The sequence below is a fragment of the Corallococcus sp. 4LFB genome, assembly GCF_046520365.1.
GTDB classification, from domain to species: Bacteria; Myxococcota; Myxococcia; order Myxococcales; family Myxococcaceae; genus Corallococcus; species Corallococcus caeni.
Genome location: NZ_JBKGHJ010000250.1, coordinates 1 through 12353, shown reverse-complemented (window position 1 = coordinate 12353; position 12353 = coordinate 1). Strand labels below are relative to the sequence as shown.

Genomic DNA, 12353 nt, shown 5'->3' with positions numbered 1-12353 from the left:
CCGGCACCAGCACGCGCCGCACCGCCTCCGCGCCCTGCTCCACGGCCTCGTGCAGCGCGGTGCCCTCGCCGGACTCCAGGCGCGACAGCGTCTTCAGGAAGGAGGCCTTCGCGCTCGGCTCCATGGCGCGCACGGGCAGCACCTGCTCCGCGTCCGCGTCGAAGGTGAGCAGGCCGACGTAGTCCCTGGGCCCCGCCCGCTCCACCAGCGCGCGCGCCGCCTCCACCGCCGCCGCCAGCGGCGCACCCCGCATGGACGCGCTGCGGTCGATGACCAGGTTCACCGCCACCGGGGCCCGAGGCGTCTCCGCTTCGGCCTCCAGGGTCACCAGCAGCAGCACTTCGCGGCCGCCTTCCGCGTCGCGCTCCACTGCCCAGGCCGTCTGCTTCATCCGCACTCCCGCATGGTGGGTGGGCCCCATCCCGCTTTCGCCGCGATTCGTCGCGACGGCCCCCTGGCCCCGGACGCCCCTGCGCTGGCCCGCGTCCGCCCGGAAGTCCTGTCGCTCTTCCTGGGAGGATGTCGGGTTTCCGGTCGTGAAAGCAACGTGTCCGGCCCGACCGGGCCCGTCCCCCCGCGCCCCATCCCGGCGCTGGCGATCAACACCCCGGGCCCCACCCGGCGCGCCTCGGGACGCCCTGCGTCACCCACGGACACCCGCGTTTCGGCGGATTCGTTCAGCCCTTTACGGATTTACTTCCAGAGGGTCCGGCACCGGTCATTTCCGGGGACCGCGCTTCCCAGGCTCGACCTGGCCCGAAAGGCCGGGAGCACTGGTGTTCACCGCACTGCATCAGCTTCCAGGAGTACCAGCCGCGCCCCCGGACTTCGACGTGGGCCCCCGCGCAGTCCACCGGCCGCGGGGGCTCCGGTTCACTCCGCCACGTGCCAGCCGCCCCAGGCCTCTTCGTCCAGGTGGCCCCAGCGCCGGTCCTCGGTGGGCTCCAGCGGCATCACCGTCCGGCCGAACTCGCCCTCGGCAGACAGCTCCAGGTCCTCGCGGCCCTCGTCCAGGTACGTGCTCTCGTCGTGGCTCATGTCCGGCTCCTCGGCGCTCCATTCACGGGGTGTACGGCCTTTGACGGCTCGCGTCCCCTTGGACGCCCTGCGTCGGTCAACCGGGCCCGCCCCATGCGGCGCCCTTTACAAGTTCATCTTGACCGATTTACCGACATGTTGGGAGTCCGCTGGCGTTTTGTAAAGCCCTTGGCTTCCCCAAGTCCTGGAACCGACATCCGGGACACGCCCGGCCGCCTGCCGTCCAACACACCGGGCGCGGGGGTTTTCCCCACGGGAAGCCTGGGAGAGGGGCTAGAAGGGCACCGGCCCGGACGGCGGTCTGGAAGCAGTGCAGGGACCGCTGCAGGACACGCCTTCCGCACGGCGCTTGATTCGCGAATCACCCCTGCTAGGGTTGACTACCACTCCAGAATTGCCGCAGCGCAGCAACCCGGCGTTGCCCGCCGTGCGGCCTCAGAGGGTCCCGAGGTTCCATGAACCCCATCATCACCGGCCTGCTGCTCGCAGGCTTCGTCTCCGTCTTCGTCATCACGATGTCCGGCCGCGTGGGCGTGCTGCTCGCGATGAAGAAGGAGAACCGGCTGGACCACATCCCCTACCGCGTGGCGCAGCTGGTGCGCTTCGGGTTGGGCCAGAAGCGCATGGTGGACCCGGAGGAGTTCACGCCGGGCCTGTTCCACATCTTCATCTACGCGGCGTTCATGGTGCTGGCGGTGCGCACGTCATGATGTTCGTGATGGGCTTCTCGTCCACCGCGCTGGACGTGCTCACCGACCTCTCCCACCCCGCGTGGGACGCCGCCCCGCCGCTGCTCCTGCTCTACAAGGTCTACCTGCTGGCCAAGGACACGGTCGCTGCGCTGGCGCTGGCGGGCGTGGCGTACTTCGTGTGGACGCGCTGGAAGGTGAAGCCGGACCGCATGTCCCAGTCCTGGGAGGCCTACCTCATCCTGGGCTTCATCGCGGGCCTGATGATCACCGAGTTCATGTTCGGTGGCAGCCACATGGTGGCCGCGCACGCCGCCGCGCAGCAGGTCCCCATGGGCGCGACCCAGGTGCCGGCGGCGCCGTCCGCGCTGGTGTGGTGGGAGCCCATCACCAGCCTGACGGGCCTGGCGATGATGCCCCTGGGCGCCACCACGGCGCACGTGCTGGGCGTGGCGGGGTTCTTCATCCACCTGACCCTCATCCTGGCGTTCCTGAACTTCCTGCCGCTGGGCAAGCACTTCCACATCATCACGGGCCTGCCCAACGTCTTCTTCCAGCGCACGCACTCCACCGGCAAGCTGCCCACGCCCAACCTGGAGAAGGAGGAGTTCGGCGCCGCCACGGTGAAGGACCTCACCTGGAAGAACGGCCTGGACCTCTACTCCTGTACGGAGTGCGGCCGGTGCCAGACGCACTGTCCCACGTACATCACGGGCAAGCCGCTCACGCACAAGGGCGTGAACCAGGACCTGAAGCACTGGATCTGGGAGCACGAGCGCTGGGTGGAGGAGGGCTACAACCCCCACGGCGCGAAGGAGCCCCTGCCTGAGATTGTCGGCAGCGCGCTGAAGGCGGAGACGGTGTGGGCGTGCACGAGCTGCGGCTGGTGCGAGCAGGCCTGCCCGGTGTTCATCGAGAACGTCCCGCGCCTCATCGACATGCGCCGCTACCAGGTGCAGGTGAAGGCGGAGTTCCCGCCCGAAATCCAGCGCGTGTTCGAGGGCATGGAGCGCCAGGGCAACCCCTGGGGCATCGGCCAGGACCGGCGCGACGAGTGGGCGGAGGACCTGGCGCTGCCAACCTGGGGTGACGGCGGCGAGTACGAGTACCTCTTCTTCGTGGGCTGCGCGGGCAGCTACGACGACAAGCAGAAGAAGGTGAGCCGCGCGCTGGTCAAAATCATGCGCGAGGCGGGCGTGTCCTTCGCGACGCTGTCCAAGCAGGAGATGTGCAACGGCGACTCCGCGCGCCGCATGGGCAACGAGTACCTGTACCAGACGCTGGCCAAGACGAACGTCGAGTCCTGGAACGCGATGGGCGTGAAGGCGGTCATCACGCAGTGCCCGCACTGCTTCAACACCATCAAGAACGAGTACCCGGAGTTCGGCGGCGAGTACCGCGTCATCAACCACACGCAGCTCATCAACGAGCTGCTCAAGGACAAGCGCATCCGGCTGTCCTCGGTGATGAACGCCGGAACGAAGCTGACCTACCACGACCCCTGCTACCTGGGCCGGCACAACGGCGTGTACGACGCGCCCCGTGAAGTGCTCAAGAGCATCCCGGGCCTGGAGGTGGTGGAGATGCAGCGCAGCCAGCGCGAGGGCTTCTGCTGCGGCGCCGGTGGCGGCCGGATGTGGATGGAGGAGCACATCGGCACGCGCATCAACCACAACCGCATGAACGAGGTGGCCCTCACGCTGAAGCACGCGGAGGACCCGAACACGCCGTTCCCCGACGCCGCGGACAAGAAGAAGCCGGGCATGGTGGGCGACTACAAGGAGCAGGGTGGCAAGGGCATCGTCGCGGTGGCCTGCCCGTTCTGCTCCACCATGCTCAACGACGCGAAGAACGACACCGGCCGCGAGCAGATCCAGGTGAAGGACATCACCGAGCTGGTCGCGGACTCCATGGAGACGAGCAACAAGGGCGGCACGGTGAGCCCCAGCCCCGTGGTGAGCGCCAAGCCGGAGTAACGCGGCTTGCGGAGGTGACGAGGGTCCGGTGGCTCCCCGAAAATGGGAGCGGCCGGGCCCTTCGTCTTTCCGGGGGCTGGGGGCTACTTGCGGCCCTTGGGGGCGTTGCCCTCCGAGCGCAGCACGCGCTCCAGGCGCTTCGTGGCGCCGTCGTCGCCCAGCTTGCCCGCGACGTAGGCGCCCGCGGAGGCGAGCTTGCGGCGGAAGTCGCCGGGCGCGACCTCGGACGCCCGCGAGGGGCGCGCGGGAAGCTCGTCGATGCCCTGGTTCCGGAGCAGCGTGCGCGCCATGTCCTTCTCGTCGGCGGTGGCGTGGGAGGACAGCAGCGCGCAGACGTGGACGTGGCCGTAGGCGGCGGCGGCGACGAAGGGCGTCTCGCCCACGGAGTCCGGCAGCGTGGGGTCCGCGCCGGCCTCCAGCAGCACCTGCACCAGGGCGTCCTGGCCCGAGCGCGCGGCGGCCATCAGCGGCGTGCGCCCCTCCGCGTCGAAGGGGTTGGGGTCCGCGCCCGCGTCGAGCTGGGCGCAAAGGGCGGCGCGGTCACCCGCGGCGACGGCATCGAACAGGGACACGGTGCGGACCTCCGGCAAGGACGCGCGGGAGCATGGCGGTTCGGCGGACGCGATGCCAGGGCAGGGCCCCGCGCCTGGGCTCTACGGGCGGGGCGTGGAGGGCATTGCCGTTTCGCGCCGCCGGGTGCCCGCTTAAGGGGGAGGCAGGAGGCATGGCGTGGCCCTCATCGCGGCGCGAGTCCTGGGAGCGACGTTCGTGGTCGTGGGCCTGTCCATGCTGGTGATGACCTGGGGCTCCTACCGGCGGGACCTGGGCATCCTGCGCGAGGGGCTGCACGCGGAGGGCACGGTGGTGAAGAAGGAGCTCCTCGCGGCCCCGGACGACAGCGACTACGTGCTGCGCTACGCCTTCACGCCGCCGGACGGCACGCGGCGGGAGCACCAGCGCAACGTCTCTCCGGAGCTGTGGAAGCGGCTGCGCGTGGGGGACCGCATCCAGGTGCGCTACGGCCAGAGCGACCCGCGCCGCAGCTTCCCCGAGGGCCAGGGGGTGACGTCGCTGGGGCTCGCCGTCTTCCTGAGCTTCGTGCTCGTGCTGCTCACCCTCATCGGAAGCGTGGCGCTGTTCGGCAGGGCGGTGCCCGAAGCGCCCCCGGTTGCCTCCGCCTCCCTCCCCCCGTCATCCTGAGACCGCCATGCCCATGAACGCGCTGCTGATGGGGGTGCTCGTCGTGGGAGCCTCGCTCCTCACGTTGGTGCGGCTGCTGCTCCAGCATCAGCTCACGCTGGAGCTGCGGGAGCAGGGGCTGCACGCCTGGGGTGAGGTGACCCACGTCCGCAGGAGCTGGCTGAACGCGAGGCACCGCATCGTGGAGTACGTCTTCCCCCTGCCGGACGGTGGGGAGATCCGCGGCGAGTACAAGGAGCACCGGAGCGGGCTCCTGTCCCAGCGCGCCTCCGAGGGAGACTCGCTGGAGTTCCTCTACCTGCCGGACAATCCCCACCGGCACCAGCGCGTGGGCGCGGAGGTCGGGCTGTTCACCGTCCTGACCGGCGGCGTCGGGCTGGTGGTCCTCATGGCCCTGGCCATCCTCCTGCTGATGAACGCGCCCTCGAAGAAGGCCCCGGCGCCGCGCGGGCCCACGCCCGTGGGCAGGCTCCGGACCTACGACGAGCCGACCCCGCGCGCGAAGCCGCCTCCCCCCACCCGGGAGAAGCGGCAGGCAGGCGCGTATTAGTTGGGCCCGTAGAAGGGCTCGTTCGCGGCGGGCACCGCGAGCGTGACGGAGCTGGCCGTGGAGGACACCGGCGCCAGGTAGATGCTGGGGTCACCGCCGGAGTCGTTGAAGAGGAAGCCCAGCTGCGTGCTGCCCGCCCAGCTGGGGAAGCTCTCCTGCACGGTGCTCGACGTGTAGTCCGTCAGCCGCCGCAGGGCGCCGCTGATGCCCGTGGCCGTCACGTTGCCCACGAAGATGCGCGTGCTTCCGTTGGACAGTCGCCCGTCCACCGCGATCTGCCGCCCGTCCGGCGAAATCACCGCACGGTTCGCGATGGCCAGCACCTCGTTGCCCAGCCGCACGTAACTGGGGCTGCCGCCGCCCACCGGTACGAACGCGAGCTGGTCGTACTGGAAGGTGTTGTTGCCCGCGGGCGCCACCACCGTGTTCCCGCTGGGGAAGAAGGACGGCGCGCCGTAGGAGATGGTGGTGCCCGGCGTCAGCTCCGTGAAGCCGCTGCCGTTCACCGCGATGCGCCCCAGCGAGCTGACCGACCCCGAGCCCCGGTCGAACGCGAACACGATGGTGCGCCCGTCCGGGCTGAACGTGGGCCCGCGGAAGTTGGTGCACGCGCCGCACGCCGCGTCGTTGCTGCTGATGAGCGTGGCCACCGAGCCGCCGGAGGTCGGCACCGTCTGGATGGACGACGTGCTGCCCGACTTCTGCACGAACACGATGCTGCTGCCGTCCTTGGAGATGGAGGGCGTGTACGCGCCGCCGCCCGTCGTCAGCCGCTGCGGGCTGTTGGGGTCGCCGTCGTCGTCCACCACGTAGACGTTCCGGTCGTCGCGCACGAAGGCGAAGCCCTGGTCGAAGAGGACGTCGCCGATGGTGCCGCCTCCGCCCGCGTCATCCAGGGGCTCGCACGCCCCCAACATCCCCACCGCCACCACACCGCCGAGCCATCGCCGCATGCCCATCATCCTGTCTCCCGCTGTGCCGGCCCTGTCACACACCCACCGCGCCCGAACACTACAGGGCGCGCGGGACAGGACGTCAACGCACCCGGAGGCATTCACGCGCCCCCGTGTCCGGGAGCGCGCACGGGTGTTCAGCGGTTGAGGCGGTTCAGTTCGTTGCGGCAGACGTTGCAGGGGCCCAGCGACTTGCGGTCGATGTCCTGCGGGGACTGCGGGAGGAACATCACGCAGCGCGAGTCCTCGCAGTACGACAGGCCGATGAGGTGCCCGGCCTGGTGCACCGCCTCCACCTGCACGCGGCGGCGGAGCGTCTCACCCTCCGCGCCCTGGCGCAGCCGGTACAGGCTCATCACCGCGACCTTGGACTCGCGGTCCGCCTGGCCGAAGACGAAGGGCGAGTCCGGTTCGAAGAGGTCCGCGTCCGTCACGCCCATCACCAGCTCCTGGGGCGCGTCCTCCAGCACCGTGCCCAGCCGCCGCATGATGGCGTTGCAGTGGTACTGACCGCGGTCCTTGTTGAAGGCGTAGGCCGGCGACGACAGCGCCATCCGGCTCACGGCCGTGCTGACGCCCAGGTGGGTCGCCAGCGGATCCTGCAAGCCGTTCACGAGCGCGGACGGTGGACTGCCCACGGTGACCAGCAGGAGCGTCTTCTGCGGCATCAGCCCACCGCCTTCTACCTCCGGACGGCGACGTTGACCGCGTCCCCCCGGAGCGGAGTGGCTGGGGCGCAAGGATTCGAACCTTGATAATCAGAGTCAAAGTCTGACGTCCTGCCATTAGACGACGCCCCAGCAGGTTCGCACGCGTACTCGTGGGCCGATACTACGGCACTTTGACGGGCGCGGGAACCCACTCTGACGATGGGCCCCTCCGGTCGTGGAGTGCGGGGGTGGATCACTCCCCCCGGGCGCCACTCGGGGGGGCGGGCGAGGGGGCGGGCTGTCATCCACCCGACAGGCGCCCCCTGCCCTTCTCCAGCCTTCAGCCCTTGAGCACGGCCAGGGGCGTGAGCCGGACGCGGGGCGTCACGAGGTCCGCCTCGTCCTCCAGCACCTCGGTGAGGTCCCGGTAGGCGGCGGGCGCCTCCTCCACCAGGGCGTGCGTCCGGCCCGGGTCGAACACCACGCGGCGCAGGGCGTGGACCAGCGCGTCCGGGCGGATGCGGGCGCGGGCCTCCGTGCGGGTGAGGACGCGGCCCGCGCCGTGCGAGCAGGAGCGGAAGGCGCGGGGCTCCGCGAGGCCCTCGACGACGTAGGAGGCCGTGCCCATGGAGCCGGGGATGAGCCCCCGGGCCCCCGCGTCCAGCCCCACCGCGCCCTTGCGGTGGACCCAGAGCGCGCGGCCGAAGTGCGTCTCGGAGGCGACGTGGTTGTGGTGCACGTCCACGGCGCTGTCCGCGTCCGGCGCCACGCCCAGCACGTCCGCCAGCACCGCCAGCGCCCGGACCGCGAGCTGGTCCCGGTTGGCGCGGGCGAAGCGGCACGCCAGGTCCAGGTCATGGACGCAGGCCTGGCCCTCTTGGGTGTCCGTGCGCAGGGCGGGCGGCGTGCCCTGGCCCAGCGCCCGGGCCACGCGCTGATGGTGTTCTCCCACGGCGCCCCCCACGCCCCGCGAACCGGAGTGGATGAGCAGCCAGAGGTCCCCCGCCCCGTCGCGGTCCAGCTCCAGGAAGTGGTTGCCGCCCCCGAGCGTGCCCAGGTGGCGCGGCGCCAGCCGCTCCCAGGCACGGGCCAGCTTCTGGGTGGACAGCGGCGGGGCTTCGAGCCCGGGAGGCAGGGGCAGGCCCCGTCCCCGGTGCACCGCGTCCCCCACCGGGATGACCCGCGCGAGCTGGGACAGGAGCCGCTCCAGGTCCGCGCGCGACAGCGAGGCGGCGGGGAAGGCGAAGCGGTGCGCGCTCACGCCGCAGCCCAGGTCGTTGCCAGCGCGCCGGGGACGACGTGGGCCTGCGTGGCGAAGACGGTGCCCACCGCCACGCCCGACGCCAGGTGCACGTCCGGCATCACCGCCACGTGCTCCGTGACGTAGGGCTGCGCGGCGAGCTGCTGGAGCTGCTTCAGGGCCGCCGCGGGCACGTGCGCGCCCAGGCGAGGAGGGGCAACCGCGCCCGGGGGGACTTCGAGGACGCGGGGCATCATGCGTCACCTCCGTCCGTGTCCTGGGCTTCGGGCTCCGTGCGCGGGGCGGTGCCCACGAGGACGAAGCGCAGGTGCGGGGTGCGCTTGAGGTTCAGGTGCTGCGCGAGCTGCGAGCGCAGGTAGCCCTCCGCTCGGGTGAGGGCCTCCTTCACGTCGGCGGGGTCCGCGTCGTGCGGCAGCGTGTAGCCGATGCTCGCGATGCGGCCTTCGGGGGACAGCTCGAACGACGTCAGCGCGACGCCTTCGAGCCGGGGGTCGGACAGCTCGCCACGGAACAGCAGCGAGAGCTCCTCGGAGAGGGTGGACTGGACGCGCAGGTGACGCGCGGACGGGGCTTCGGAATGGAACAGCGAGGAGCCCGAGCGCCGGGAGGACGCGCGGGGACGGCGATGCCTGGAAGAGGACATGAACGAAGACGGATTCCTGCTGGCCGTGCCGGAGCACGGCCGGGGTGTGCACGCGAGTGACTCCGCGCGGACACGCCGTCTGGACCTCACGGCGAAGGCGTCCTCCACGGCCGCGACGGCGCTCACGAGGGCGCCGCCTTCGGACGGGAGCTGGACGCCGCCGGTGACGCTAGACGCGCGACCCCGCGGAGCGAACCGAGACCACCCTGGCGACACGTCCCATGGCACACCTCCCGCCGCGCCACCGCGCGGACCGTCCACCGGATGCGGGGGAACACACGCATCCGTCCGAGCCCTGACGCAGGGGCCTCATGGTCCCTGACACGCGGCGCTGTCCTCTGCTGTCCTCTGGTGACCAGCCGCTCCATCCACCATCCGACGCGCGGCGCAGGTCGGATTGGCGGGGCGGCCTTCCCCATGCAAGCAGGGGGCGGGAGGCTTCATGGCCGAGACTTTCGACGTGGTGGTGATTGGGGCGGGGCCCGCGGGCGAGAACGCGGGCGCGCGGGCGGCGGCGGGTGGCTTGAAGGTCGCGCTGGTGGAGCACGAGCTCCTGGGCGGCGAGTGCTCCTACTGGGCCTGCATGCCCAGCAAGGCGCTCTTGCACCCCGGCGAGACGCTGTGGCTGGCGAAGCACACGCCCGGCGTGCGCGAGCTCATCCAGGGCCCGCTCAAGGCGGACGCCGTGCTCAAGCACCGCGACCAGATGGTGTCCGGCTACGACGACAAGTCCCAGGTGAAGTGGGCGGAGGGCGCGAAGCTCACCGTCATGCGCGGCCACGGCCGGCTCACCGGCCCGCGCAAGGTGGCCGTCACCGGCAAGGACGGCAAGGTGCGCGAGCTGGAGGCGAAGCAGGCCGTCGTCGTCGCCACGGGCAGCAAGCCGCGCCTGCCGGACATCGCGGGGCTGAAGGACTCCAGGCCGTGGGACAACCGCGAGGGCACCGGCGCGAAGGCGGTGCCGGGCCGGCTGGTGGTGCTGGGCGGCGGCGTGGAGGCGGTGGAGCTGGCGCAGGCGTGGCGCGAGCTGGGCTCGGAGGTGACGCTGGTGCAGCGCGGGCCCCGCGTGCTGAAGCGCTTCGAGCCCTTCGTGGGCGAGCAGGTGGCCCAGGCGCTGCGCGACCGCGTGCGCGTGCTGCTGGAGACGCAGGCCACCAAGGCGCAGCGCTCCGGCGCGCAGGGCGAGTACACCATCACGCTGACCGGCGGGGACACGCTGCGCGCGGACGCGCTGCTCGTCGCCATGGGCCGCACCGCGCGCACGGACGACCTGGGCCTGGACACGGTGGGGCTCAAGCCCGGCGCGTCCATCGAGGTGGATGATCAGCTCCGCGCCAAGGGCGTGGACGGCGGCTGGCTGTACGCGTGCGGCGACGCGAACGGCCGCAACCTGCTCACGCACATGGGCAAGTACCAGGCGCGGCTGTTGGGTGACGTCCTCCTGGGCAAGCCCGCGAAGGCGTGGGCGGACGCGAAGGCCACGCCGCAGGTCATCTTCACGCACCCGCAGGTGGGCAGCGTGGGGCTCACCGAGGACAGGGCGCGCAAGGCGGGCGTGCCGGTGAAGACGGTGCAGTACGACCTGGGCAACGTGGCCGGCGCGTCCGTCATGGGCCAGGACCTCAAGGGCACCGCGAAGCTGGTGGTGGACGAGCAGCGCCGGGTCATCGTGGGCGCCACGTTCACGGGCCCCGGCGTGGGGGAGATGCTCCACGCGGCCACCATCGCCGTCGCGGGCGAGGTGACGCTGGACACGCTCTGGCACGCGGTGCCGGCGTACCCCACCGTGAGCGAGGTGTGGCTGCGGCTGCTGGAAGCCTACGGCCTGTGATTGCGGCGGGGCGCCCCCGCGTGGAATGGTGCGCGCCCCACCGTGCCCCCTCTCGTGAATGAGCACCGCCAACGCGCATCCCTGAAGGTGGAGTGGGCGCTGTTGCTGGTGCTCGCCGTGGCGGCCGTGGCGGTGGGGCAGCATCCCCGGCGCGGCGCGGACTTCCGCGTCTACCTCACCGCCGCGGAGCGCTTCCGCCAGGGCACGGACCTCTACCGCGCGGAGGACGGCACCATGCCGTTCAAGTACGCGCCCGTCACCGCGCCCCTGTTCCTGCCCTTCACCGCCGTGCCCCCGCGCGCGGCCGTGGCGCTGTGGAACCTGGGCTCCGTGCTCGCGCTCGGCGCCGTGTCCGTGCTCACGCGCCGCGCGGTGCCTGCGTCTGGAGAGGCGACTCCGTGGGCGTGGGCGCCGGTGCTCGCCACCGCGGTGCTGCTGCCCGCGTTCTCCTTCGAGATCTTCTACGGCCAGGTGGACGCCGTGCTGCTGTGGCTGCTGGTGCTCGCGGCGGTGGGCGCGGAGCGGGGCCGCGTCTGGGGTCCGGGCGCGGCCTTCGCCGTCGCGTGCCTGCTCAAGCCCCCGGCCGCGCTGCTGGGGTTGTTCTTCCTGGCGCGCAGGCACTGGCGCGTCGTGGGGACCACGGCCCTGTTCGGCGTCCTGCTGGTGCTGCCCACGCTGGGCCGCTACGGGTGGACGGGCACGCTGTCACAGCTGCGTGACTGGACGGAGACCCTGGCGCGCACCACGCCGCCGTGGGCGCTGGGTCACAACCCGCAGGGCCTGCCCACGCTGCTGCTGTCGCTGGTGCTGCCTCCGGAGTCGATTCCGCCAGGGGGCGCGATGACGCTGGCGCAGGCCGTGGCGCTGGGGCTGTTCGTCGTGGCGCTGGTGTGGGCGCGGCCCGGGCCCGTGGAGCTGCTCGCGTTCTGCTGCCTGGGCGTGACGCTGTTGTCACCGTTGGCGTGGCGCGCGAACTACCTGCTCGCGTGGCCGGTGATCCGCGCGGCGCTGGAGGGACGCTCGCGCCTGGGCCAGGCGTGCGTGGCATTCGTGGCGCTCATCGGCCTGGCCGTGTCGGACGCGGTGCTGGGAGCGGACCAGGCCCGGCGCGTGCTGCTCTTCCGGCCGTTCGCGGTGGCGTACTCCGCGCTGCTGATCGCGCTGGTGTGGCAGACGCGGCGGCACGGGACGCCAACGGCGGTTCTCTCCGACAAGGCCGTGACGCACCTGCCGCGCGATTTTTTGAACGCTCGCGGTTCGTGACCCAATCGAGACACGGCCGGGGGCAAAGTGTCACGGAGCCTGAACCTTCGTGACACACGGCGTCGCTATATGCGTCCCCGTCATGTTCGAAACGTTCGACAGCGCCTCCAGCGCCCCCGCCGCCCGGCGGTTCGCGCTCTCCACGACCGCGTCGGTCGCCGTCTTCGGACTCATCGCCGTGGCGGCGATGACCGCGGCCAACACCGTGAAGGAAGTCATCAAGGAGAAGAAGGTGGACGTCGTCTTCCGTCCCCCTCCCCCTCCGCCGCCTCCCGTCGTGGAGGTGAAGCCGCCGCCCC

General features: G+C 71.6%; 12 protein-coding genes, 1 tRNA gene and 2 pseudogenes. 6 read left to right on the top strand and 9 right to left on the bottom strand.

Going from position 1 to position 12353, the window contains the following annotated elements:
• Both ACLEQD_RS24615 and ACLEQD_RS24610 read right to left on the bottom strand, forming a co-directional pair.
• Positions 1–391 (bottom strand): VWA domain-containing protein (locus ACLEQD_RS24615; protein WP_410387263.1); only part of this gene is annotated, 391 nt, incomplete at its 3' end.
• A gap of 482 nt (positions 392–873) precedes the next feature.
• A complete protein-coding gene (locus ACLEQD_RS24610; RefSeq protein ID WP_410387261.1) occupies positions 874–1038 on the bottom strand; it encodes a hypothetical protein in 165 nt (54 codons plus the stop codon).
• A 455-nt stretch (positions 1039–1493) separates the two neighbouring features.
• On the opposite strand from ACLEQD_RS24610, the pseudogene ACLEQD_RS24605 reads away from it, so the two are divergent.
• Positions 1494–3703, top strand: a pseudogene (locus tag ACLEQD_RS24605) ((Fe-S)-binding protein).
• 83 nt (positions 3704–3786) lie between these two features.
• Here ACLEQD_RS24605 and ACLEQD_RS24600 read toward each other — a convergent pair.
• Positions 3787–4275, bottom strand: coding sequence for an ankyrin repeat domain-containing protein (locus ACLEQD_RS24600; RefSeq protein ID WP_410387259.1), 489 nt, complete (start codon positions 4273–4275; stop codon positions 3787–3789).
• Positions 4276–4432: 157 nt separating this feature from the next.
• Between ACLEQD_RS24600 and ACLEQD_RS24595 the strand changes: the two genes are divergently transcribed.
• Together ACLEQD_RS24595 and ACLEQD_RS24590 are read left to right on the top strand one after the other, a co-directional pair.
• A complete protein-coding gene (locus ACLEQD_RS24595) occupies positions 4433–4903 on the top strand; it encodes a DUF3592 domain-containing protein (RefSeq protein WP_410387257.1) in 471 nt (156 codons plus the stop codon).
• Between the two features lie 7 nt (positions 4904–4910).
• Positions 4911–5453 (top strand): DUF3592 domain-containing protein, encoded by a 543-nt coding sequence (locus ACLEQD_RS24590; protein WP_410387256.1) that lies wholly within the window; start codon positions 4911–4913, stop codon positions 5451–5453.
• Here the strand turns inward: ACLEQD_RS24590 and ACLEQD_RS24585 are convergent.
• From ACLEQD_RS24585 to ACLEQD_RS24560, 6 genes are all read right to left on the bottom strand, one after another.
• Positions 5450–6406 carry a TolB family protein gene (locus ACLEQD_RS24585; protein ID WP_410387254.1) on the bottom strand — a complete coding sequence of 319 codons (957 nt, stop codon included), beginning with the start codon at positions 6404–6406 and terminating at the stop codon, positions 5450–5452. The genes ACLEQD_RS24590 and ACLEQD_RS24585 overlap by 4 nt on opposite strands.
• Before the next feature lie 137 nt (positions 6407–6543).
• Positions 6544–7074, bottom strand: a complete 531-nt coding sequence (locus ACLEQD_RS24580) for a non-proteolytic archaemetzincin-like protein (protein ID WP_410387252.1) — start codon at positions 7072–7074, stop codon at positions 6544–6546.
• Between the two features lie 58 nt (positions 7075–7132).
• A tRNA-Gln gene (locus ACLEQD_RS24575) sits at positions 7133–7206 on the bottom strand.
• A 190-nt stretch (positions 7207–7396) separates the two neighbouring features.
• On the bottom strand, positions 7397–8317 hold the full coding sequence (locus tag ACLEQD_RS24570; RefSeq protein ID WP_410387250.1) for an RtcB family protein: 921 nt from the start codon (positions 8315–8317) through the stop codon (positions 7397–7399).
• Positions 8314–8553, bottom strand: a complete 240-nt coding sequence (locus ACLEQD_RS24565) for an RtcB family protein (protein ID WP_410387248.1) — start codon at positions 8551–8553, stop codon at positions 8314–8316. Before ACLEQD_RS24565 ends, ACLEQD_RS24570 begins: the two co-directional genes overlap by 4 nt.
• Positions 8550–8960: a ribosome-binding factor A gene (locus tag ACLEQD_RS24560; RefSeq protein WP_410387246.1), complete on the bottom strand. Its 411-nt coding sequence runs from the start codon at positions 8958–8960 to the stop codon at positions 8550–8552. Before ACLEQD_RS24560 ends, ACLEQD_RS24565 begins: the two co-directional genes overlap by 4 nt.
• Positions 8961–9402: 442 nt before the next feature.
• On the opposite strand from ACLEQD_RS24560, the gene ACLEQD_RS24555 reads away from it, so the two are divergent.
• From ACLEQD_RS24555 to ACLEQD_RS24545, 3 genes and pseudogenes are all read left to right on the top strand, one after another.
• Positions 9403–10791: a dihydrolipoyl dehydrogenase family protein gene (locus ACLEQD_RS24555; protein WP_410387244.1), complete on the top strand. Its 1389-nt coding sequence runs from the start codon at positions 9403–9405 to the stop codon at positions 10789–10791.
• A 42-nt stretch (positions 10792–10833) separates the two neighbouring features.
• A complete protein-coding gene (locus tag ACLEQD_RS24550) occupies positions 10834–12054 on the top strand; it encodes a glycosyltransferase family 87 protein (RefSeq protein ID WP_410387242.1) in 1221 nt (406 codons plus the stop codon).
• Positions 12055–12136: 82 nt separating this feature from the next.
• A pseudogene (locus ACLEQD_RS24545) lies at positions 12137–12353 on the top strand (energy transducer TonB); the annotation flags it as partial.